This window comes from Massilia sp. CCM 8734 (genome assembly GCF_011682155.1).
GTDB lineage: Bacteria > Pseudomonadota > Gammaproteobacteria > Burkholderiales > Burkholderiaceae_D > Telluria_A > Telluria_A rubra.
This window is the reverse complement of the sequence record NZ_WHJI01000037.1, coordinates 16348-39633: the sequence shown is the minus strand read 5'-3', so window position 1 is coordinate 39633 and position 23286 is coordinate 16348. Positions and strand designations below refer to the sequence as shown.

20 protein-coding genes are annotated in these 23286 nt (G+C 65.9%); 8 read left to right on the top strand and 12 right to left on the bottom strand.

What is annotated here, in order from left to right:
* The first annotated feature begins 119 nt into the window (after positions 1–119).
* Together F2P46_RS26870 and F2P46_RS26865 are read left to right on the top strand one after the other, a co-directional pair.
* Complete coding sequence (locus F2P46_RS26870) at positions 120–3941, top strand: autotransporter domain-containing protein (protein ID WP_166896018.1); 3822 nt, start codon at positions 120–122, stop codon at positions 3939–3941.
* Positions 3942–3973: 32 nt separating this feature from the next.
* Positions 3974–5350: a phenylacetate--CoA ligase family protein gene (locus F2P46_RS26865; protein WP_166896016.1), complete on the top strand. Its 1377-nt coding sequence runs from the start codon at positions 3974–3976 to the stop codon at positions 5348–5350.
* A gap of 2 nt (positions 5351–5352) precedes the next feature.
* Here the strand turns inward: F2P46_RS26865 and F2P46_RS26860 are convergent, their stop codons facing one another.
* The 7 genes from F2P46_RS26860 to F2P46_RS26830 all read right to left on the bottom strand — a co-directional run bounded on the left by F2P46_RS26860 (position 5353) and on the right by F2P46_RS26830 (position 10818).
* The gene (locus F2P46_RS26860) at positions 5353–6207 is read right to left on the bottom strand and encodes a class I SAM-dependent methyltransferase (protein ID WP_166896014.1); all 855 of its coding nucleotides are present in this window, start codon (positions 6205–6207) and stop codon (positions 5353–5355) included.
* 5 nt (positions 6208–6212) lie between these two features.
* Positions 6213–7391 (bottom strand): enolase C-terminal domain-like protein, encoded by a 1179-nt coding sequence (locus F2P46_RS26855; RefSeq protein ID WP_166896012.1) that lies wholly within the window; start codon positions 7389–7391, stop codon positions 6213–6215.
* A 91-nt stretch (positions 7392–7482) separates the two neighbouring features.
* Positions 7483–8319, bottom strand: coding sequence for a metallophosphoesterase (locus F2P46_RS26850; protein WP_166896010.1), 837 nt, complete (start codon positions 8317–8319; stop codon positions 7483–7485).
* 9 nt (positions 8320–8328) lie between these two features.
* Positions 8329–9219: a diacylglycerol kinase family protein gene (locus F2P46_RS26845; protein ID WP_166896121.1), complete on the bottom strand. Its 891-nt coding sequence runs from the start codon at positions 9217–9219 to the stop codon at positions 8329–8331.
* 73 nt (positions 9220–9292) lie between these two features.
* A complete protein-coding gene (locus F2P46_RS26840; RefSeq protein ID WP_368737962.1) occupies positions 9293–10006 on the bottom strand; it encodes a phosphatase PAP2 family protein in 714 nt (237 codons plus the stop codon).
* Between the two features lie 114 nt (positions 10007–10120).
* Positions 10121–10486: a response regulator gene (locus tag F2P46_RS26835; protein ID WP_166896008.1), complete on the bottom strand. Its 366-nt coding sequence runs from the start codon at positions 10484–10486 to the stop codon at positions 10121–10123.
* Positions 10487–10497: 11 nt separating this feature from the next.
* Positions 10498–10818: a hypothetical protein gene (locus F2P46_RS26830; RefSeq protein WP_166896007.1), complete on the bottom strand. Its 321-nt coding sequence runs from the start codon at positions 10816–10818 to the stop codon at positions 10498–10500.
* Positions 10819–10877: 59 nt separating this feature from the next.
* Here F2P46_RS26830 and F2P46_RS37135 point away from each other — a divergent pair, with 59 nt between their 5' ends.
* The 5 genes from F2P46_RS37135 (at position 10878) to F2P46_RS26810 (ending at position 14823) form a co-directional block, all read left to right on the top strand.
* The gene (locus F2P46_RS37135; RefSeq protein ID WP_208296789.1) at positions 10878–11177 is read left to right on the top strand and encodes a hypothetical protein; all 300 of its coding nucleotides are present in this window, start codon (positions 10878–10880) and stop codon (positions 11175–11177) included.
* Positions 11174–11386, top strand: a complete 213-nt coding sequence (locus F2P46_RS26825; protein ID WP_126075708.1) for a hypothetical protein — start codon at positions 11174–11176, stop codon at positions 11384–11386. Before F2P46_RS37135 ends, F2P46_RS26825 begins: the two co-directional genes overlap by 4 nt.
* Positions 11387–11477: 91 nt before the next feature.
* Positions 11478–12485, top strand: coding sequence for a sulfate ABC transporter substrate-binding protein (locus tag F2P46_RS26820; protein ID WP_166896005.1), 1008 nt, complete (start codon positions 11478–11480; stop codon positions 12483–12485).
* 313 nt (positions 12486–12798) lie between these two features.
* Complete coding sequence (locus F2P46_RS26815) at positions 12799–13683, top strand: dienelactone hydrolase family protein (RefSeq protein ID WP_166896003.1); 885 nt, start codon at positions 12799–12801, stop codon at positions 13681–13683.
* A gap of 96 nt (positions 13684–13779) precedes the next feature.
* On the top strand, positions 13780–14823 hold the full coding sequence (locus F2P46_RS26810; RefSeq protein WP_166896001.1) for an SDR family oxidoreductase: 1044 nt from the start codon (positions 13780–13782) through the stop codon (positions 14821–14823).
* Here the strand turns inward: F2P46_RS26810 and F2P46_RS26805 are convergent.
* From F2P46_RS26805 to F2P46_RS26790, 4 genes are all read right to left on the bottom strand, one after another.
* Entirely contained in the window at positions 14758–15195 is a 438-nt protein-coding gene (locus F2P46_RS26805; protein ID WP_166895999.1) for a hypothetical protein, read from the bottom strand. The two genes, F2P46_RS26810 and F2P46_RS26805, sit on opposite strands and share 66 nt — an antisense overlap.
* Before the next feature lie 184 nt (positions 15196–15379).
* On the bottom strand, positions 15380–16210 hold the full coding sequence (locus F2P46_RS26800; protein ID WP_166895997.1) for a response regulator: 831 nt from the start codon (positions 16208–16210) through the stop codon (positions 15380–15382).
* The gene (locus tag F2P46_RS26795; RefSeq protein ID WP_208296788.1) at positions 16203–18512 is read right to left on the bottom strand and encodes a PAS domain-containing hybrid sensor histidine kinase/response regulator; all 2310 of its coding nucleotides are present in this window, start codon (positions 18510–18512) and stop codon (positions 16203–16205) included. Before F2P46_RS26795 ends, F2P46_RS26800 begins: the two co-directional genes overlap by 8 nt.
* Positions 18509–19243: a Crp/Fnr family transcriptional regulator gene (locus tag F2P46_RS26790; protein WP_166895995.1), complete on the bottom strand. Its 735-nt coding sequence runs from the start codon at positions 19241–19243 to the stop codon at positions 18509–18511. Before F2P46_RS26790 ends, F2P46_RS26795 begins: the two co-directional genes overlap by 4 nt.
* Before the next feature lie 206 nt (positions 19244–19449).
* Between F2P46_RS26790 and F2P46_RS26785 the strand changes: the two genes are divergently transcribed.
* On the top strand, positions 19450–22305 hold the full coding sequence (locus F2P46_RS26785; RefSeq protein WP_166895993.1) for an EAL domain-containing protein: 2856 nt from the start codon (positions 19450–19452) through the stop codon (positions 22303–22305).
* A 55-nt stretch (positions 22306–22360) separates the two neighbouring features.
* On the opposite strand, the gene F2P46_RS26780 is transcribed toward F2P46_RS26785, so the two are convergent.
* Complete coding sequence (locus tag F2P46_RS26780; RefSeq protein ID WP_166895991.1) at positions 22361–23176, bottom strand: porin; 816 nt, start codon at positions 23174–23176, stop codon at positions 22361–22363.
* Positions 23177–23286 lie beyond the last annotated feature (110 nt).

Genomic DNA, 23286 nt, shown 5'->3' with positions numbered 1-23286 from the left:
AAAGCACACAGGGATCGGCGTGGCTTGAGATAAATCAAGCAAAGCCTTGATTCATCGGGCATGCGCGAGCGTTGCACCTGCCCCCGCAAATGGTGCGGACCTGACCGGGAAGCGATTTCATGCCGAATTACACCTTTCAAAAAAAGCAAATGACGGTGCTGGTGGCGGGCGCCTGCCTGATGATGGCCAACGCATCGGCGATCGGCACTGCCTGTCCGGCCGCAAGCGGGGCCATCATCACGGTCGACAACACGACGATCGATAATACCTGCACTATCGGCGCCGGCGAAAGCCTCGACGTGAGCGCCACCGGGGTCATTACCGTGCCGCTGGCAAATACACCCAACAACGGGGTCGAGGTCAATACGGGCGTCACCGCCGGAGCCATCACCAATGCCGGCACGATCAACCCGGTCGCCGTTGCCGTCAACGTCATGGGCACCCTGAACGGCGGCATCACCAATACCGGCACCATCGCGTCCACCGGCCCGTGGGGCGGCGTGACCGAGGAAGGGATTCGCCTCAGCGGCGCCAGCGTCGGCGGCGCCATCAGCAACGGGCCGGCGGGCGTGATCAGCACCGTCAACGGCAGCGCGATCCACATCGTCAACAGTACTTTACTAGGCGGCATCAGCAACGCCAGCGGGGGCGACATCGCCGCCGCCGGCGGCTTTGCCGCGCTCGATATCAGCAATTCGCAAATCGGCGCGAGCATCGTCAACCAGGGCCACATCGGCAACAAGACGGGACAAAACGGGCGCGGCATCGCTCTGCTGAACGTCACGCTCACCGGCGATATACTCAACAGCGGCACCATCGGTACCCAAGGCGGCAACCCGGCGCTGGCGCTGCTCGCCACCACCGTCAGCGGCAAGATCAGCAATAGCAGCATCTTGGGCATGGGTAATTCCAATGCCATGACGATACAGAGCGCTTCCACTGTCGGGCAGATCGAAAATACTGCAACCGGCACCATCAATGGCGCCTTCGCGGGGATGTATATATCCAGCTCCACCGTCACCGGTGGCATCGTCAATGCCGGCACGATCAACGGCATCCACGCCATCGAACTGCAGACGGCGACCATCAGCGGCGGCGGCATCCTCAACGACACCGGCGCCGCCACGCACGGCAGCCGCGCGCTTAACCTGGGCAATGCGCAGATCAGCGGCGACATCATCAACCGCGGCTTGATGGATGGCGCGGAAGGCGGCATTGTCGGATACAACGGCACCACCGTTTCCGGCAAGCTGAGCAACTCCGGCACCATTACCGCCAGCGGCGACACGATTAACCTGAACAATGTCCAGATCAGCGGCGAACTGGCCAATAGCGGCACCATCACCAGCACTAACGGCAAGGGCATGAGCATGACGGGCGGCTCCACGGCGGCGGCGGTCAGCAACAGCGCCACCGGCGTCATTACCACCGTCAATGGCTACGGCATCCGCATCGACGGGGTGGGCACCAGCGTGGCCGGCGGGATCGTCAACGGCGGCGCACTGAACGGCGCGCGCGGCATGTCAGTGAGCGGCAGCGCCAACATCGTGGCCTCCGGCATTGTCAACCAGCTCGGCGCGACCATCACCAGCACCGACATCGGCATCGCCATCGACAGTGCGCAAGTGCATGGCGGCATCAGCAACGCTGGCGCGATCAGCGGCACCAACAGCGGCATCGCGACCACCGGCACCAGCCTGGTCGATGGCGGCATGCTCAACACCGGCACCATCGGTGGCGCCAAGTCGCTCAACCTGGCCAATACCGGCAACGCCTTCACCGTGACCAATAGCGGCAGCCTGAGCGGCGACCTCGCGCTCGGCATCAATACCCTCACCATCAAGGGCAACGCCGCCAGTGTCACCGGCACCGTCACCGGCGGGACCGGCAGTGTGGTCAATATCGGCACAAGTGCGCTCGATAACGCGGCGATGACTGCCGGCGGCAATTTTGCCGGCTTGAGCCAGATGAATATCAACCCCGGCAGCACCCTGCGTTCGACCAGCGCGCTCACCATCGGCGCCCTGACCATGAGCAACAGTGGGGTCCTGTCGGTGGCCGCCGGCCATACCGTGTCCTTGACCGGCGACTATATCCAGCCGGCCGGCGGCGTGTTCCGCACCGGCCTGACCAACGCCACGACCTACGGCAAACTGAACGTCACCGGCGATGTCGACCTGTCCGCCAGCAGCCAGGTCGATGTCGATGTCGGCGGCGCGCCGGTACTGGCCAACGGCACCATCCTGGCCGATGTGATCAAGGCCAGCGGTACGCTCACCACCGCCGCCAACATTGCGGTCACCGACAACAGTTTCTTGTTCGACCTGACCGGTGTAAAAAACGGCAAGTCGGTCGATCTCGTGATTGCCGTCGCGGGAACGCCGACACCGACGCCGACACCCACGCCAACACCAACACCGACGCCGACACCGACGCCGACACCGACGCCGACACCCACGCCGACACCGACACCAACACCGACGCCGACACCCACGCCAACACCAACACCAACACCGACGCCGACGCCGGTGCCGACGCCGGTGCCGACGCCAGTGCCCACCCCCGTGCCGACGCCGACCCCGGTTCCAGTGCCGACGCCCGTGCCGGTTCCGACGCCAGTGCCGGTGCCAACGCCGGTGCCGGTGCCAACGCCGGTTCCAGTGCCAACGCCGGTCCCGGTTCCTGTGCCCACCCCGGTTCCAGTGCCGACGCCCGTGCCGACCCCGGTACCGACGCCGGTGCCCGTGCCGACCCCGGTTCCGACGCCAGTGCCCACCCCGGTGCCGACGCCGCCGCCGGTCATCCCGCCACGTCCGGCCAATACCGCCATCGCGGCCATCGTCGCCACCGGCAACTCGTCCGGCGGCGGCGCCGCGCGCGTGTTCGACAACCTGATCGCCAGCGGTACCGGCGGCGAGATGGGCCAGGTCATCACTGCGCTGGGCAAGCTGTCGACCGCGCAGGAAGTCTCGGACGCCGTCGGCCAGACCCTGCCGCTGGCCGGCGGCGGCATGGCCGCCGCAGTAGCCGCCACCATGAACCTGACCGACCGCGTGGTGCAGGCACGCATCGAAGCCAATCGCGGCCTGTCGGCCGGCGACGGCTACGGCAGCGAGCGCGCCATGTGGGCCAAGCCGTTCGGCGCCTGGGCGCGCCAGAGCGATCGCGATGGCACCATCGGCTACAAGGCCGACAGCGGCGGCCTGATCGTCGGAGCGGACGGCGTTGTCAGCAGCGCCGACCGGATCGGCGTTGCGCTGACCTACGCCCGGACCAATCTGGACGGCAACGGCGCGAGCCCGCAGTCCGCCGATATCGACCTGCTGCAACTGATGACCTACGGCAGCCACAACCTCGATGCCGACACCGACATCAGCTGGCAGCTCGACGCGGGCACCAACAAGACCGAAGGTCGCCGGCTCATCAGTTTTGGCGGCCTGACGCGTGTCGCCAGCAGCGATTATCGCGGCATGAGCCTGCATGCCGGCAGCGGCATCGGGCGCGTCGTGCGGCTCAGCGAGCAAACCAGCCTTGTCCCATCGGTGCGCCTGGACTACACCACCGTCAAGAACAAGGCCTACGCCGAAACCGGGGCCGGCGCCCTGAACCTGCTGGTGAACAGCCAGCGCGCCAAGCAGTTCATCCTGTACGCCGACGCCAAGTTCAATCATTCGCCATCGAAGCAATTGACGTTTTCCGGCAACCTCGGGCTCGGCTATGATTTCCTGGCCGAGCAAACCGCGCTGGTGACTGCGTTCGCCGGTGGCGGACCGGCCTTCACCACCAACGGGGTCGACGCCAAGCCGCTGTTTGCGCGCGCCGGCGCCGGCGTGACCTTGCTGCGAGACGGCAACACCGAACTGACGGCGCGCTACGACGCCGAAGCCCATCGCGGGTTCCGGGCGCAAAGCGTCTCGTTCAAGCTGCGCAAGCAGTTCTGAGCGCCGCCGCCGAGCCTGGCCTGAGGAGACCGATGCCGACCGACGCCCCCGCATGGCGTTTGAAAAGCAGCCTGGCCGGCATCGCGTGGCCGGCCGTCCCGGATGTGCGGGGCGGCCTGGTCTGCTCCCTGTTGCGCCAGATGGAAAGCGAGCAATGGCTGGCCCCGCACGAGATCGCGGCGCGCCAGTCGGTCCAGCTGGCGCAGATCGTGCGCCACGCCGCGCGCAGCGTGCCCTGGTACCGCGCGCACTGGCCACCCGGCCTGGTGGCGCAATGGAGCGAAGGCGCGCCCGTGCGCGCGGACGACTTCGCACGGCTGCCGTGCTTGTCCCGGCGTGAGCTGCAAGCGCAGTTCGACCAGCTTCAGAGCAGCGCCGTGCCGTCCGAACACGGCTCGCTGGCCGACAGCAGCAGTTCCGGCTCGACCGGCACGCCGGTGCGCTTTCGCAAAACCTACCTGAACCAGCTGATCTGGGAAGCGCTGACCCTGCGCGACCATGCCTGGCACGGTCGCGACCTGCTGCAAACGCTGTGCATCATCCGGCGCGGCGAGGCCGCCGAGGCCGACAACTGGGGCGTGGCGACCCGCATGTTCCACACCGGCCCAGCCTGTCTGTGCCCGGTCAGCGTCGATGTCGAGGCCCAGCTGGTATGGCTGGTGCAACGCGCGCCGGGCTACCTGCTGACCTATCCTTCGCTGGCCCTGCAACTGGCCACGCTCGCGCTTGAGCAAGGCGTGCGCCTGGCGGGCCTGCGCGAAGTGCGCACCTTCGGCGAACCGCTCGACGCGCAAGTGCGCCAGGCCTGCCACGAGGCCTGGGGCGTGCCGGTCAACGACACCTATTCATCCGAGGAATTCGGCTACCTGGCGATCCGTTGCCCGCACAGCGGCCACTATCACGTCCAGTCCGAAAACGTGCTGCTCGAAGTGCTCGACGACGACGGCAACGCCTGCGCGCCGGGCGCCTGCGGACGCGTGGTGGTGAGCGGTTTGCTCAATTTTGCCATGCCCCTGATCCGCTACGAGCTGGGCGACATGGCCGAAGCCGGCCCGCCCTGCCCCTGCGGGCGCGGCCTGCCGGTGCTCACGCGCATCCTGGGGCGCACCCGCAACATGCTGGTGACGGCCGATGGCAAGCGCTACTGGCCCACCTTCGGCTTTCGCGACAGCGGCGCCACCGGCATCGTCCAGCGCCAAGTGGTCCAGAGCGCGCCCGACCAGGTGCAGATCCGCTATGTCAGCGCCGATGCGCTCTCGCCCGACCAGGAAGCGAGCCTTGCGGCGCAGGTGGCGCGGCGCCTGCCGCCCGGCATGCGCGTCGAGGCGTTGCGGGTGGCCGGCATTGACCGCAGCGCGAGCGGCAAGTTCGAAGAATTCATCTCGCTCGTGGCGGCGCCGCCGTCCTGAGCTTAGTCCACCCGCTGCGCCTGCAACATCCACTTGACGTACAGACTGTCCGGCGTGGCGGGCCGGTGCCCGGCCAGTTCGCGCGCCGGCAGCGGCTCGCAGCGCACCGCGCCCAGGCCGGCGGCGCGGGCACCGGCGGCCAGCTCGTCGCTTGACGCCACCGCATGGGTGACCTTGGCGGCGCAAAAGGCGCGCACGATCTCTTCCAGCGCGCGCTCGCCCAGCAGCGGCACATGCAGTGCCGCCGTGCGCTGGGCGGCCAGGCTGGCCGCGACCATGCGCTCGACCTGCGGCGGCGCATACGCCAGCAATGCTGCGCCATGCTGCGCGCGCACGCTTTGATACAGCAGCAAGCTGCCCGCCGGCGCCAGCCGCGCCGCCAGATGCCCGAGCAGCCCCGCGCGCTCGGCCGGGGCGATAAAACTGAGCAGGGAATGGGCCAGCACCAGGTCCACGCGCGGCGCGGCCGCATCGGGCGGCGCGCGCAGGTCGCACATCTCGGCCGTGAGCGCGAAACCCATCGCGCCGGCGTACTGCCGGCACAGCGCCAGCGGCGCCGGCGCGCGGTCGGCGATGCGCACCTTGAGCGCCGCGACGCCTTCGCCGAAGGCCTCGTGCAACACCGACAGCAGGCCGCAATCGGCGCTGCCGGCGATGCAGACCGAGGCGACCGGGCGTGCGCGCGCCAGAGCGCGCAGGTCGCGCACGATCTGCGCGCGCTCGCTGGCCAGGCCGCTGATCACGCCCAGCAGTTGCAGCACCACCCAGCCGGTATGGTAGGCCGAGGCCATCGGCAACAAGTCGGGCAAGGCTTGCAGCAACAGCGCGCGACGCGCATCCGCGCTGAAAACGGACACCGGCGTCACTGGCCTGGCGCCAGGTCGGCGCTGGCAAGGGCGAAGCGCGCCACGGCCGCCTCGTCGAGCGTCACGCCGAAGCCGGGGCCGGGCGGCAAGCGCGCCTGGCCATCGCTGATATCGATGGTTTCGTTGATGATGTCGCCGGCGAAGCGCTCGCGCGCGGAACCGTAGCCGACGAATTCGCCCACGGCGGGGTGCGCGGCGGCAAAATGCAACAGGGCCGCGCTGCCCACCCCGAAGGTGTGTTTCGAGCCGAGGTTGCACTGCAGTCCGCCGGCTGCGGCAATCTCGACAATGGCGGCCGAGGCGCGCAAGCCGCCCGACTTGGCCAGCTTGACCGTGATGATGTCGGCCGCGCGCGCGCGCACCACGCGCATCGCGTCGGCCGGGCTGAGCACGCTTTCGTCGGCCGCGATGGGCGCGTGCGCGCGCTCCGTGATCAGTTGCATGGCCTCGATATCCCACCAGGCGCACGGCTGCTCGATGCATTCGAGCGCGCATTCGCGCAAGGCGGCATCGACCGCCAGCGCCGCCTTGCACTGCCAGGCCTGGTTGGGATCGATTTCGAGGCGCGCCTGGTCGCCCACGGCGCGCTGCACCGCGCGCGCCATGCGGATATCGTGGCGCCAGTCGGCGCTGCCTTTCAGGGTCAGCAGGCGGTATCCCCTCTCCACCAGGGCGCAGGCCGACTGCACCGCCGTGCGTTCGTCCGGCATGGCCATGCTGCGCGAGAGAGGAAAGCGCTCGCGCGTGGCGCCGCCGAGCAGGTCGGCCACCGCAATGCCGAGGTGGCGCGCCTTCAGGTCGTGCAGCGCCAGGTCGACCGCGCACAGGGAGGTGGGAAAGGCGTGCCGTTCCGACGACAGGCCGGCCAGCATCTGCAACAGGGCGACGATGCGTGAGCCGTCCTGGCCCAGCAGCAGCGGCCCGCTGACCTCGGCCAGGCGGCGAAACACGGAGTCCGCGCTTTCGCCGTCGCGCGCCGGGAAGATGATCGAGGCCTCGCCCAGGCCCACCGTGCCGTCGCGCGCGCTCAAGCGCAGCAGCACCTTGTCGCCCACTTCCAGGCGCCCGCGCGAGGACTGCATGGGCGCCAGATACGGAATGCGCACCTTCCACACCTGCACCCGCACGATCGTCAGCGGCGCGCCGCGCGCACTTGCAGAAGATATATCAGCCATTGAGCCATTCCGTAGATGAAATCGTGCGGGCGGAAATCGGCTGCGGCCGCCACTCAAGGCTATTGTACTGTCCGGCGGCGCGCCGTGCGCCCTAAATCCCGCTGGCCATCAAGCCTTCGGTATGGCCCGACCAGATATTGCCGGTGCGCAAAAATGGCTCGGTCTTCATCAGCGAAAAGCGCAAGCCCACCTCGTCCCAGCCGTAGCGGTCCACTTCGACCCGCTGTTGCTCGACCCGCACCACGTTGAACGAGTTCACTTCGCCGCGTCCGCGCGTCGAGGTGGCCGTGCCCGCCTGCACCACCAGCGCCGCGTACTCGCTCATCTGGTAGCGCGCCGAGGTGTTGCCCGCATGGCTGGTGTGCATATGCCCCGACAGCAGCAAGTCGACGCCGCATTCGGCGAACGCCTTCATCGCCGCCGGCGCGCGGTCGACCAGGTCGTCGTCATCCTCGGTCTTGGGCAGGTCGAACGGGTGATGGGTGACGATGACGCGCGTGATGGCCGGGTCCAGCCCGGCCAACTGCTTGCGGATCATGGCCACCTGCTCGTCGTTGACCCGGCCGTCCTTGAAGGTCAGCGAACGCGCGGTATTGACGCCCAGTACCGCGATTTCGTCATCCACAAAGATCGGGTCGAGATCGTCGGTGATGTAGCGCTTGTAGCGCGTGAGCGGCTGCAAAAAGCGCCGGAACACGTTGTACAGCGAAATATCGTGATTGCCCGGCACGATGATCTGCGGCCCCGGCAAGGTGTCGAGCCAAGCCCTGGCGGCCTCGAACTCCTCGCTCTTGGCGCGCTGGGTCAGGTCGCCCGAAACCACCACCACGTCCGGCGCGATGCGTTCGACCAGCTCGCGCAAGGGGGCGAGCAATTTTTCGTCGACACGGCCGAAGTGCAAATCCGACAGATGAACCAATGTACGCATGCTAACTCCTCAAGTTGGGACCACGACCGTCAGCGCGGCCGGACGGATCCGGTAGCGCAGCGGGGTCGTCATGACGGTGACTTCGCCATCGGTGGCCACCCGCAAACGCGTGTGGCGGGTGGTGATTTCCATGTTTTCCACAGTGAGCACGTCGAAATCGCGCTCCTGCGCCAGGCTGCCCCACAAGGCGCTCCAGCCCAGCCGCAGCAAGCCCAGCCGACCCGGGCGCTGCGCCACGTACAGGCTCAGCTTGCCGCCGTCGAGGCGCTGGCGCTCGCCCACGCTCAAGCCCTGCATCGTGTATTCATTATTGCCGATGAATACAAACGGCGTGCGCCGCGCGTGCTCGTCGTCGCCCACCTTCAGGCGCAGGCTCAGGAACGGATAGCGGCGCAGCGCGGTCAGCGTGGCCCAGCCGGCCGCCAGCCACTTGCCGCGTCCCAGCCGGCGCTGCTGCTTTTCGCGGTCGCGCACGATGTCCGGATACAGCCCGAGGCTGGAATTGTTGAGGAAAATCGTGCCGTTCACCTCGCCCACATCGACCCTGGTGCGCCGCCCCTGCGCCACGTTGCGGATGGCCTCGTCGAGCGCGAGCGGAATGCCGAGGTCCTTGGCGAAGTGGTTCAGGGTGCCCATCGGCAGCACGCCGAAGGCCACCTCGCTGCCGACCAGTTGCGAGGCGACCGCGTTGATGGTGCCGTCGCCGCCGCCCGCCACCACGATCTGCTTGCCGCTGGCGCGCGCCGCCCTGGCCGCGCCGATCAACTCGGCGCCGCCGCGCGCCAGGGTGACGTCGGCCGCCATGCCGTGGGCGGCGAACTTGTCGCGCAACTCGGCGGCGCGCGCGTCGTCGTGGCCGCTGCCGGCGCTGCCGTTGATGATGACTGCGATCGGGGTCAGCGAGGTCAGCGAGGTCAGCGAGGTCAGCGAGGTCAGGATAGCGCTCCTTGGAATGGATTGATGAGGCAAAGGGTCATTCGCTGATGCGGGCGGCGCGGCGGCGCCGCAGGGTCGAGCAGGAGGTGATGCACACCGCCAGCCAGCCGCAGCCTTCGACCATGGCGCCGAGCACGTCGCTCAGGTAGTGCGCGCCCAGATACACCCGGCTCAGGGCCACCAGCGCCACCATGGCGCAGGCGCCCAGCACCACCCCGATGCGCACCTTCCAGCGCGGCGCGACGCACACCAGGTAGGCTGCCAGCACCCCGTAGAACACGGTGGCGCCCAGCGTATGGCCACTGGGGAAACTGTAGGTGGCCAGGGTCAGCAGGGGCTCGTCGAAGCTGGGGCGGGCGCGCTGGAAAATGGTTTTGAGCAGCACGTTCAGCAATTGCCCGCCGGGCACCGCCAGCACCAGGCAGATCAGCCAGTAGCGCGCTTTTTTCAGGTAGAAATACAGTCCCAGCACGCTCGCCATGATCGACACGCCAAGCACGTCGTGGGTGTGGGTGATGAACAGCATGGGATTGGTCCAGACGCTGTTCTTATGGCTGTGGAACCAGTCGGCCAGGAAGGCGTCGAGCTCGGTGATGTCGTCGTGCGAGACCACGTCGGCGGCCAGGTTGCCGAACACGGCGGCGGCGACCATCATCAGGATGACGCCGATGGTCACATGCAGGCCGAGCTCGCCTTCGGGACTGAGGCGGGCGGCGACGAAACTGCGGACACGCGGAGGGACTTTGATCACGATGACGATGGACGATTGTTCTCGGCCGGCACCAGCGGCACGGCAACGTTTGCAATCTTACATGAGGCGCCGTCCTTGGTAGCGCACAGACCGCCGCTATGCTCCGCAGCCCGTCTATTCCAGCCTGTTGACCAGCTCCAGCAGCGCCGCGTGGTCGAGCGGCTTGTTCAGGAACGCGGTGGCGCCCTGGCGCAAGGCCCAGACCCGGTCCGACTCCATGTCCTTGCTGGTGAGCAGGATCACCGGAATATGCCAGGTCGCTTCGTCGCTGGTGATGGCGCGCGTGGCCTGGAAGCCGTTCAGGTTGGGCATGACCACATCCATGACGATCAGGTCCGGCAGCTCGCTGCGCGCCATGGCCACCGCTTCCCTGCCGTCGGTGGCCAGGATCACGCGGTGCCCGTGCAGGGTCAGCAATTCGGAGACGATCAGGCGCTGCACCAGCGAATCGTCGACGACAAGGATTTTTTGACTAGCCATGACAAATCATTTCAGTGTGCTGCCGGCCCAGGCGTGGCCGCCTCCGCAGCTTTGTGCTCGGGAGAGTAGCGCCAGTAAAAGGCGTGCGGCTGCAAGCCGAATTGCGCCTGCAATTCCTCGCAGACGATGGTTTCGGCCAGGTAGAGTGCCTTGAGGTTGGTGGTGCGGCTGATGGTGACGTACACCCGCAGCGTCTTGGTCGAGCTCGAATTATGCAGTTCGAGTGCGGTCACGTCGAACTCCATGCTGCGCAGTTTGTGCCGGATATGGCGCGCCACCTCTTTGCGCACGGAGTTGTACAGCGCCGTATCGACCGCCTTTGGGTCAGGCATAAGGAAAGCCCCAATCAATGAACGCGCCGCAACAGGCCTTGAGGAGCACTGCGGGCTGCATGAAAACCGTTTTCCCGGTTCCATCTGGCATGGACGTGACACTTGGCATCATACGCCAGATCACATGCGGCAACAGCCGGGGTGCGCGCAGTATCGCCGCGACTTGCACAGGAGTCAATCAAAATGTTGCTGAGAGCCAAATGTTGCGTGTCCTTGCCGGGGGGAATCGCGCGCCGGGAGGGCCGATGCTCCAAAACGACAAACAACTGTTTATTCATACAGTCCTGTGGTTTTATACAGTAGTTGTGCTATTCTTGAATCACTCGATCAACGCAAACCCACAAAGGAATTTGTCATGACACCACTGAACGGTAACTTCGGCCTCGAATACGCTCCAACCCCATTCATGATGCGCCTCGGCCGCCGCGAAGTGCTGGTCACGCGCGATTTCCGCAAGCGCTTCTACGCGGTCAATCCCATCATCGAATGCGACACCGGGGTCGAACCGGGCCACGTCGAAGTGCTGCTGATGCGCCGCTGGCTGCTGATCCTCTCCAAGGCGCATTAAACGCATATGCAAAGCTGATTTAATTCGTGTTCTTTCAGGTGGGCGGCACTTATGCTGAGTACTCCCGAACTTCCCACCGAGAGAGCCCGCCATGCTGTTAAAAACAATAAGCCAGTCACTGATCGCACTGACCCTGCTGTCACAAGCTGCCATCGCCGCTGACGTCACCTTGCTCAACGTGTCGTACGATCCGACCCGCGAGCTGTACCAGGACGTCAATACCGCGTTCGCCAAGCAATGGAAAGCCAAGACCGGCGACAAGGTCTCGATCAAGCAATCGCACGGCGGTTCGGGCAAGCAAGCCCGTGGCGTCATTGACGGGCTGGAAGCGGACGTGGTCACGCTCGCGCTGGCCTACGACATCGACGCCATCGCCGAGCGCGGCATTGTCTCGCCGCAATGGCAAAAGCGCTTGCAGCACAACAGCGCGCCGTATACCTCGACGATCGTGTTTTTGGTGCGCAAGGGCAATCCGAAAGGCATCAAGGATTGGAACGACCTGGTCAAGCCGGGCGTTGCCGTGATCACCCCGAACCCGAAAACCTCGGGCGGCGCGCGCTGGAACCACCTGGCGGCCTGGGGCTACGCCCTGCGCCAGCCGGGCGCCACCGAAGCGACGGCCAAGGAATTCATCAGCAAGCTGTACAAAAACGTGCCGGTGCTCGATTCGGGCGCGCGCGGCGCCACCACGACGTTCGTGGAACGCGGCATTGGCGACGTGCTGATCGCCTGGGAAAACGAAGCTTTGCTGGCGATCAAGGAACTTGGCCCGGACAAGGTCGATATTGTTGCGCCATCGCTCAGTATCCTGGCCGAGCCGCCGGTGTCGGTAGTCGACAAAGTGGTGGACAAGCGCGGCACGCGCAAGGTGGCGCAAGCGTACCTGGAATTCCTCTACACCGACGAAGGGCAAGAAATCGCGGCCAAGAATTACTACCGCCCGGTGGTGCCGACGATTGCCGCCAAATACGCCGCGCAGTTCCCCAAGGTCAAGTTGTTCACGATTGAAGAAGCGGCGGGCGGCTGGACCAAGGCGCAGAAGGCCCACTTTGCCGATGGTGGCGTGTTCGATCAGGTTTATCTGACGGGCAAGAAGTAATCGCGGTCACCCGGGCGGCATTGCCTCCGCAAGGTCGCCCCGGGACCGTCGCGCCTGAACCGTCGCCTGCACCGTCGCCCCCGCGAGGGCGGGGGTCCAAGTTTTCGGCGCAGTCGCCGGCTGCGGAACAGACTTGGGCCCCCGCCTTCGCGGGGGCGACGTTAGCGGACGGCGTGGACGGTGCATGGCCACGCTCGCTGCACGCCTGTTTCACCCTCCCGCACCCAAGCTGCATCAAGCCCTCAAGCAAGGTATGATCGGATCGCCAGGGAGCCATTTCCGGCCACACCGTAACTACGAGGAGACGTCAACGATGACCCGCATGACCGCTAACGATTTCGATCCCGAAGTGCTCAAGTTATTCGACCAGTATGTCCACGGCCAGCTCGACCGCCGCAGCTTCCTGTCGCAGGCAGGCCGCTACGCGGTCGGCGGCGCCACCGCGGCCGGCATGCTGGCTGCCCTCTCCCCCAGTTTCGCGGCCCAGGTCGTCGCCCCGGCAGATCCGCGCATCAAGGCCAGCTACGTCGAGTATCCCTCCCCCCAGGGCTACGGCAAGTTGCGCGGCTACCTGGTCCAGCCGGCCAACGCCAAAGGCAAGCTGCCCACCATCCTGGTGGTGCACGAAAACCGTGGCTTGAATCCGCACATCGAAGACATCGCCCGCCGTGTCGCGCTCGAGAACTACATCGCCTTCGCCCCCGACGCCCTGTTCCCGCTGGGCGGCTACCCCGGCGACGAAGACAAGGCGCGCGAACTGTTCGGCAAACTCGACCAGGCCAAGACACGCGCCGACTTCGTCGAAGCGAGCGCCATCCTCAAGGCCATGCCGGGCGGCAGCGGCAAAGTCGGCGTGGTCGGTTTCTGCTACGGCGGCGGCATCGCCAACTACCTGCCGACCGTGGTCAAGCACCTGGCCGCGTCGGTGCCATTCTACGGCGCCCAGACACCGGCCGCCGAAGTGCCGAAGATCAAGACACCGCTGCTGATCCACGATGCCGAAAAAGACGAGCGCATCCTGGCAGGCTGGCCCGCGTACGAAGCGGCGCTCAAGGCCAACAAGGTCGACTACCAGCACTACATCTATCCCGGCGTCGAACACGGCTTCAACAACGACACCACGCCGCGCTACGATGAAGCGGCCGCCAGGCTGGCATGGCAGCGCACCATGGACTTCTTCAAGAAACATCTCGGCTAAGCAAGCGCCCCGCGCCGCCAGCGCCACGCTGGCGGCGAACCAAACACCCTCCCGCGCTGTCTGTCCTTCGTGAGCCCACCGACGAAAGGATGCCCGATGAAACCCCGACTCAAACCCCTCAAGGACCAGGTGATGGTGATCACCGGCGCCACCAGCGGCATCGGCCTGACCACCGCGCGCATGGCCGCCGACGAGGGCGCCAGCCTGGTGCTGGCCGCGCGCGGGCGCGATGCGCTCGAACAGCTGGCCGGCGAGCTGCGTCTGCATGGCGCCCAGGTCGCCGCCGTCACGGCCGACGTCGGCGTGCCGCACGACGTGTCCCGCATCGGCCACGCCGCGATGGAACGCTTCGGCCGTATCGATACCTGGGTCAACAATGCCGGCGTGACCATTTTCGGCAAGCTCGACGAGGTCGCGCCGCAAGACCATCAGCGCCTGTTCCAGACCAACTACTGGGGCGTGGTGCACGGCTCGCTCGAAGCGCTCAAGCACATGAAGGGGCGCGGCGGCGCCCTGGTCAACGTGGGCAGCGAAGCGTCGGACGTGGCGCTGCCGCTGCAAGGGATGTACGCGGCCTCGAAGCACGCGGTCAAGGCTTTTACGGATGCGCTGCGGATCGAACTGGCGCACGAGGGCGCGCCGGTGGCGGTCACCCTGATCAAGCCGGCATCGGTCGATACCCTGTTCACGGTGCACGCGAAAAACTATATGGAGAAAGAACCGGCGCTGCTGCCGCCCATCTACGCACCGGAACTGGTGGCGCAGGCCATTTTGTATGCGGCCCGCCATCCGCGCCGCGATGTGTACGTGGGCGGCGCCGCGCGCCTGATGTCGCTGGCGGCCTACCACCTGCCGGCGCTGACCGACCGCTTGCTGGGCGGCCCGCTGCTGCGCAGGCAGAAGCGCCCGGCTTGCGGCATGCCGGCCGCGCAGGCCCGGCGCGACGCCCTGCACGCGCCCGACCCCGCCCATACCATGCGCGAACGCCAGGGCATGGGCATGGTGGCGCGGGTGGAAGAATCGAGCACGTACACCGCCTTGTCGATGCGCACCCGGCCCTTGCTCGGCGCGCTGTTAGGGGTGGGCGCCCTTTTTGCCGCCTGGCGCCTGGCCCGGCGGCGCGCTGGCCATGAATGCTAGGTCGTCCTCGTCGAGCGGGACCGAGGGAATCGATTCGATGTGATCGACATCGATGTCGGCGCCGTCGCGCACCACGGTGTCGCGCCCGGCGGCGGCGCGCTCGCCGGTGCCGCTTGAATCGGTATCGCTGTCGAGGTCGGGGTCGCCGATGTCCGGGCCGGCGCCAAGCGCGCGGCCGGCTTCGAGGTCGGAGGTGGTGCCGCTGCCGAGGTCGAGCACGTCCTCTTGCGACATGCCGGCCGCGCCGACCAGGTCGCTGCCGCTGTCGGACGAATCGCTGGGGCCGAGGGCGCCCGTGCCGTGGCCGGTGCCCAGGGTGCGGTCGGGGGTTTCTGGGAAGTTATCGGGGTCGAGCGTGCTGGTGCCTGTCATGATGCCTCCGGAAAGAATGGATGGTGTGATGACAGCGTAACCAAAAACGCAAGTTGGTGTCGCACGGACAAGGTTGATAGTTTTGTCGGATCGATAAACTCAAAACCGTCGTTCCTGAGCGGGAATGGCGGTTCTGCGGTGATGGGCACATCAAAGCGCTGACGCCCCTTAGTCTATCGGCGGATCAGCCCTGCGGCGTCACCGGCGGGCGCCACTTCATGCGCTCGGTGATATCCATCCCGATCCCGCGGTAGCCCGTGAACCGGCTCGAGGTATCGAACATCGGCTCGCCGCTCACCTGCAGGTATTGCACGCTGCCGTCGGCGCGCGTGCGCGTGAAGATGAAGTCGAGAAACGGCGTGCGGCTGGCGATATTTTCCTGCAACTCGGCGCGCTCGTCCGCATTCCAGCCACCCTCGCCCTCGCCTTCCGCGCCGATCCCCAGCATCTCGCTGACCGGCCCCGAAAACCGGGTCAGCTGTCCCTGCGCATCCTGCTCCCAGTACCAGTCCGACGACAGCTCGGTAAACCGCTGGAAACGCGCCTCGCTGGCGCGCAGCTCGGCCGTGCGTTCCAGCACCGTCTGCTCCAGCTGGCGGTTGTAGTCGGCCAGGCGACGGTACAGCAGCCGCACTTCCAGCATGTTGTGGATGCGCGTCTGCACCTCGATCAGGTCGAACGGCTTGCTGACGAAATCCTTGGCGCCGGCCTTGAGCGCGCGCAGCTTGTGCCCCGGCTGGGCGGTGATCACCAGCACCGGCAGGTAGCCGCCCTTTTCGATCTCCTTGAGTCCTTCGATCACTTCGAATCCATCCATTTCCGGCATCTGCAAGTCGAGCAGAATCAGGTCGTAGCCGTGTTCGGCGTGCGCGGCGCACACGGTGCGCGGATCCTGGGTCGTCGAAATGTTGCTGTAACCCGCGTTACGCAACATTTGTTCAAGCAGCATGACGTTCGCTTCCTGATCATCGACGATCAGGATGTTGCCGCTCAGGATTTCAGAAGGGTCAAGCATGTGGTTCTTTCAAAGTAGTGCCGGGTGCGACAGGGTCGACGACGTGTTGTTCGGCCGCGTGCCGCATGGCCAGGTCGAGCGCATCCATGAATTCGCGTACGCGGATCGGCTTGGTGAGGTATTGGAAAAATCCGGCTTCCAGTCCCTTTTCTATGTCGCGCGGCATGGCGTTGGCCGACAGCGCCACGACGGGAATGTGCGCCGTGCCCTTGTCTTCGCGCAGGATCTTGAGGGCGCCGTAGCCGCTCATGCCGGGCAGGTTGATGTCCATCAGGATCACGTCCGGCTTGCAGGCGCGCGCCATTTCGACGCCGTGATAGCCGTCCACGGCGGTGAGCAGTTGCAGGTCGCCGCGGCGCTCCATCAATTGCTCCACCAGCGCCAGGTTGGCCGGGTTGTCTTCCACGTAGAGCAAGGTCGGCTGCTTGCCGGTGGTGCGCGAGGCGGCCAGGCGGTCGCGCGCCAGGTCGTCGTCGTGTTCCAGCGCCAGCGCCGGTTCGGCCGCGCTGGCGAACTCGACCCAGAACACGGTGCCAGAGCCGACCGTGCTGTCGACGCCGATGCGCCCATCCATCAGTTCGACCAGGCGCTTGGTGACCACCAGGCCGATGCCGGTGCCTTCTTCGGTACTGTTTTCCTGGCCGAGGCGGTTAAACGGCTGGAACAGCTGCGCCACCTGCGACGGCGCCAGGCCGGCGCCCGTGTCTTCCACGCTCACGCGCACGCGCCCGTCGGCCACCAGGTCGCAGGTCACGCTGACCGAGCCGCCTTCGCGGTTGTATTTGATGGCGTTCGACAGCAGGTTGATCATCACCTGTTTCACGCGGGTGCGGTCGGCGTGGATGAACAGCTGCTTGTCGACGATCGGGAAATGCAGGCCCAGATTGCGGGTCGCGGCCTGCGGGCTGATCATGCCTTCGCAGTCGATCAGCACGTCGCCAAGCGACATCGATTCCTGCGACATGGTCACCTTGCCCGATTCGACCATCGCCAGGTCGAGGATTTCGTTGATCAGGCGCAGCAGGTACCAGCCGCCCTTGAGGATCTGGTCGATCGAGCGCTGCTGGTGCGGCGCCGGCGGCGGCACGTCGGACGCCATCAGCTGGGCAAAGCCGAGCACGGCGTTGAGCGGGGTACGCAGTTCATGGCTCATCGAGGACAGGAATTCGGACTTGGCGCGGTTAGCCTTGTCGGCCGTGGCGCGCGCGCTTTCCAGCTCGACGTTGGTTTCCTGCAAAGCGTGTTCGAACTGCTTGCGCTCGGTCACGTCGCGCGCGGCGGCGAACACGCCCTGCAGCTTGCGGTCGCGGTCGTAAAACGTGCTGGCACTGTACGACACCACGGTCCGGGTGCCGTCGCGCGCCACCGCAGTCAGCTCGACATTGGTGACCTTGCCTTCGCGCAGCACGCGCGTGACGGCGTCGTGCGCCCGTTCCGGCTCGGAAAAATAGCTCTTGAACGGCGCGCCGATCAATTCGTCGCGGGTGCAGCCGGTCAGCGCTTCCATTTGCTGGTTGACGTCGCTGATGATGCCGCGCGGATCGGTGGCGATCAGGGCGTCGGTATTCGATTCGATCAGTGAGCGGGTGTAGAACTGCTGGTCGCGCAGGCGCTGGTCGAGCAAGGCCTGTTCGGCCTCGACCTGCTTGCGGGCGGTGTTGTCGCTGCCGATCAGCAGGTAGCCGATCACACGGCCGGTGGCGTCGCGCAGCGCCGTCACCGACACCAGCGCCGGAAAGCGCGTGCCGTCCTTGCGCACATACGTGAGCTCGTAAATATCTTCGATGCCGCGCAGGGCCTTGTAGACCATCGATTCGAAGCCGGTCGCGATCGGCTCGCCCATTTCGTGGCTCAGTTCGGTCGCGCGCAATTCCAGTTCCTGATGGTCGGAAATATCGGCCGGGGTCATCTTGTCGACCACTTCGGCGGCGGCGTAACCCAGCATGCGCTCGGCGCCGACGTTGAAAATCTGGATCACGCCCTGGGCGTCGGTGGCGATGCTGGAAAAGTTGGCGCTGTTGAAAATCGCATCCTGCAGCGCGCCGGACTTGAGCAGAGGCACCGCGTGCAAGGCCCGTTCAGTTTCCGTGCGCAGGCTGATCGCCTGTTGCACGCGCACGAACAGCAACGCCAGGAAAATCAGCAGCAGGATGATGCTCGCCTTGATCAGGTTGACCGCCCCTTCCGAATCGACCGCATAGCTCAGGGCGATGGCGCCGACCAGCAGCAGCACCGCCAGGGTGGCGCCGAAGCCGATCACCATCAGGCGTTCGACCGAGGTTTTTTGCAGAAAACCGCTCATGCCAGGTTTCCCTGGCGGTGGCGCGTGTCCGACAACAGGCGTCCGAATTCCTTCTTGACGACCGCGTAGCATTCGCAGACGTCCTGCTCCAGCCCGGCGCGGTCGAGCACCGTGATGTGGCCGCGCCGGTAGCTGATGTAGCCGTAGCCCTGCAAGCGTCCGGCCGCCTCGGTCACGCCCTCGCGCCGTACGCCGAGCATGTTGGCGATCAGTTCCTGCGTCATGGTCAGCTCGTTGGTGGGCAGGCGGTCGAGCGTGAGCAAGAGCCAGCGGCACAGTTGCTGCTCGACTGAATGGTGGCGGTTGCACACGGCCGTTTGCGACATTTGCGTCAGCAGGGCCTGGGTGTAGCGCAACAGCAGGCGCATCACATGGCCGCTACGGTTGAATTCTTCCATCAGGATCGCCGCCGGCAAGCGGTAAGCGTGCCCGCGCGTCTGCACCACGGCGCGGCTGGGCGTGCTGTCGCCGCCCATGAACACCGACACGCCGAGCACGCCTTCATTGCCGACCCCGGCTATCTCGGACGAGCCGCCGTTTTCCAGCAAATAGTGCAAGGATACGATCGCGCTGGTGGGAAAGTACAAATGATGCAACTTGTCGCCCGATTCGGACAATACATCGCCCAAGAGCAAGGGGACCAGTTCGAGGTGCGGGGCAAGACGGTCGAATTCGGCGTCGAGCAGCGCGGCCAACAAGTGGTTCTGATTTGGGTCGTGCTTACTGGACATTGGAAACTGCCCCTTCTTCCAGTGAATACTGCGTTGAGTTAGTCCGACAGAATATCACGCAGTCATTCTTGGGCGCAATTCTATTACAATTGGGCACAACCGTCCGTACGGAACCGCACATACGAAACCGCGTAAAGCATATAGTGTGGTCATCCGGCCAACCAGATCGTCAAGCATCCGGATGCGTCTACCCAGGAGGTTCGCCGATGGGAAATTTATTACGCCGGGTTCGAATCTCGGTTTCGGTATCGGCCGCGCTTGCGCTGCTGGTCGGCCTGTGCCTGACTGCGCTGCTGTTCGCCTCGGTGCGGCGGATCGAATCGCAGGCGCGCACGCGGGCCTTCCAGCAGGACGCCAGCCTGCGCATCAATGCCGTCTCCGACGGGCTGGCGGACGCGATCGAGCAGCTGATGGTGGTTAACCAGCTGTTCAACACGGTCGGCGTGATCAGCCGCGAACAATTCCATGCCTTCACCGCGCCCTTGCTGGCACGCTATCCCGAGCTGCACGGCCTCAGTTTCCAGCGCCTGGTGAGCGACGCCGAGCGCCCGGCCTACGAAGCGGCCATGCGCCGGCGCGAGCCCGGTTTTGCCATTACCGAATATGTCGACGAGCGCCAGCGGCCGGCGCCGCGGCGCGCATCCTACAACGTGGTCGAGTACATCGAACCGGCCGAGGGCAACAGCGCCGCGCTCGGGCTCGACACGGCGGCCCTGCTGACCTATGACGACGCCCGCTCGCGTTCGCGCCGCAATGGCCGCGCCACCGCCACCGGCCTGCTGTCGCTGGTGCAGCAGCGGGGCTTTCATACGGGCTTCCTGGTGCTCGCGCCCGTCTACCAGCGCCAGGCGCCGCAGGCCAGCACTTACCAGCGCGAGCGCGCCGTGATCGGCGAAACCGCCGCCGTGTTCCGGGTCGACCACCTGATCCATACCCTGCTCGGCCGCGCCAGCTTGCTCGACCGGCCCGGCATGTCGATCAATATCTACGCCGCCGCCTCGGCCGAGCCGGCGCAGCTGGCGTTTTCGAACGGCAAAGCGCCGCACCCGCCCGAGCACGGCGGCGCCCGCGCCCTGCTGCCGGCCTGGCTGGTGTACGACCACCCGCCACCGGTGGGCGCCGTGTTCCACGTAGCCGGCGAGCCCTGGTTCATCGAGGTGACGCAGGAACCGCGCTCCTTCGTCGAAAGCCACGCCGGCTCCTGGTACGCGCTGCTGGGCGGCATTCTGTCGAGCCTGCTGGCGGCCGCGTATATCTACAGCCTGGTGTCGCGCCACTCCACCATCGAGCGCGTGGCCGGCGAGCGCACCGCTGCGCTGCAATTTGCCAACCTGCGCCTGTCGGAAGACCTGGCCTTGCGCAAACGCACAGAAAAAGCCCTGCGCCTGCGTGAAAAAGTCATCGAGGTGTCGGCCAACGCGGTCATCATCTGCAACGCCGAGGGCCCCGATTACGCCGTCGAGTACGTCAATCCCGCGTTCGAGGCGATTACCGGCTACAGCGCCGCCGAGGTGATCGGCAAAAGCCTCAAGTCGATGCAGGGCGCCGGCCACGACCAGCAGAACATTGACGAAATCAGCGCCGCCCTGCGCGAACAGCGCGAAGGCCACGCCGTGCTGCGCAACTACCGCAAGGATGGCAGCGGTTACTGGAACGACCTGTTCATCGCCCCGGTGCGCGACGACGCCGGCCTGATCAGCCATTTCGTGGTGGCCCAGTACGACATCAGCGCGGTGATGCGTTTCGAAGCCGAGCTGCAATACCAGGCCGGCCACGACGCCCTGACCGGGTTGGCCAACCGCCACCTGCTCAACGACAGGCTGTCCGGTGCGATTGCCGACGCGGCGCGCGCCGGCACCGGGCTGTGGGTGGTGTTCGTCGACCTCGACCGCTTCAAGTTCGTCAACGACACGCTTGGCCACGAAGCCGGCGACGCCATGCTGCGCGTGCTGGGCGAGCGCCTCAAAAGCGCCGTGGGCGAGGCCGACACGGTGGCGCGCATGGGCGGTGACGAATTCGTGGTGGTGCTGCCGGGCGATCCGGGCAATGGCGCCGGCCTGCGCGTGCTCCAGCGCATCACGGAAGTCATCGCCGAACCGCTGCTGATCCAGGCGCACGAGTTTTTTGTCACGTGCAGCCTGGGCGTGGCGGTGTATCCGGAAGACGGCGCCACGGCCGAGACCTTGACCAAGCACGCCGATATCGCCATGTACCGGGCCAAGGAACTGGGCCGCAACAACTATCAGTTCTATTGCCCGGCGATGAATGCGCGCACCCTGGAGCGCCTGCGGATCGAAGCCGACCTGCGCCACGCACTGGAACGCAACGAGCTGGTGCTGCATTACCAGCCGCAGGTCGATGTCCTCAGCGGCGCCATTGTCGGCATGGAAGCGCTGCTGCGCTGGGAGCATCCGGTGCTGGGGGTGGTCTCGCCGCTGAGCTTCATCGGCCTGGCCGAAGAAATGGGCCTGATCATCCCGATCGGCGCCTGGGTGATCCGCACCGCCTGCCTGCAAAACATGGCGTGGCAAAAGGCCGGGCTGGGCAAGCTGCGCATGGCGGTCAACCTGTCGGCGCGCCAGTTCACCGGCAAGGACTTGCTGCAATCGGTGGCCGATGCGCTGGAAGAAAGCGGACTGGCGGCGCGCTACCTGGAGCTGGAATTGACCGAAAGCATGGTCATGAACGACGTCGACAGCGCCATTACCATCCTGCGCAGGCTCAAGGAGCTGGGCGTGCACATTGCCATCGACGATTTCGGCACTGGTTATTCCAGCCTGTCGTACCTGCGCCGTTTTCCGATCGATGTGTTAAAGATCGACCAATCCTTCGTGGCCGATATTGCGCTCGGGGCCGACGGCGCCGCCATCGTGGTGTCGATCATTTCCCTGGCGCACAGCCTGCGCCTGAAAGTCATTGCCGAGGGGGTGGAAACAGCCGAACAGCTGGCCTTCCTGCGCGAGCATGGCTGCGACGAGGTACAAGGCTACTTCTTCAGCCGCCCGGTGGGCGCGCTGGAATTCGAACATCTGGTAGCGCAAGGAAGGTGTGCGATGGCCTGAACGGCGCGCGGGCGGGGCCGCGCGATGGAGGCGCGGCCCGCGTGGCGGGAATGACTTAAAACGAGTGGCGCATGCCCACGTTCAGGGCCGACCAGCCCTTGCCGCCGTCGGGCGCGGTCATGGCCATGTAGCCGGGACCGGTGCGGTGTTTCACCAGCGAGTAGGCGGTATAGAAATCGGTGCGGCGCGAAATTTGATAGGTGGCGCCGAAGGCCAGCATATCGACATCGCGGTTGGCGCGGTCGCGGTCGTTCTTGCGCACGAACGAGACCAGGTAGGTCATGGCGCGCATCGGCACGGCAACGCCGACCAGGACGTCGCGGCTGTCGGTCGATGGCGTGCTGGCCATGGCGGCGCCGTACGGATTGTCGGGATTCCACAAAGGCGAGTTGCCCCAGCCGCGGTTGGCGCTGTAGGCGGCGTACGCCTTCATGCGGCCCAGGTCGACATTGGCGGCGGCGATGGAATTCTTGGCATCCATGCGCACGCCGAGGGCGGTCGAGGGCGCCACTTTGGCAACGCTTTTGTTCTGGTGCGCGAGGCGCAGGGTGACCGGTCCGTCGGAAACGCCAACCGACAAGCCCCAGGCGCGGCTGTTCTGGCGGTCGCGCTCGAAGTTACTGAGCGCAATGCCGCGCGGCTCGGTCATATCCTGCAAGCCCATGCGCTTGCCCGGATAGCCGAACACCCTGGTGGCGGTCTCCGGACTGCCCGGTTCGAACAGGTCGCTGACATCGACCAGGGACAGGCCGTGCTTGGCCTCGGTCCCGGCAATGGCGGCCCGGTACACGGACGTTTGTGTCTGGGTCTGGGCTTGTGCTCCCGCTGCGCAGGCGCATAAGGCAACAATGGCAAGAGAAGATGTTTTCATGGCGGCACTCCGTACAATTGATTCTACGCTGCTTACGTTATCCCCCAGAAGGAATATTTGTTCTGTCCGTTACCCCACATAGCGCGTTATCATCGTCAATATCGTTTCGA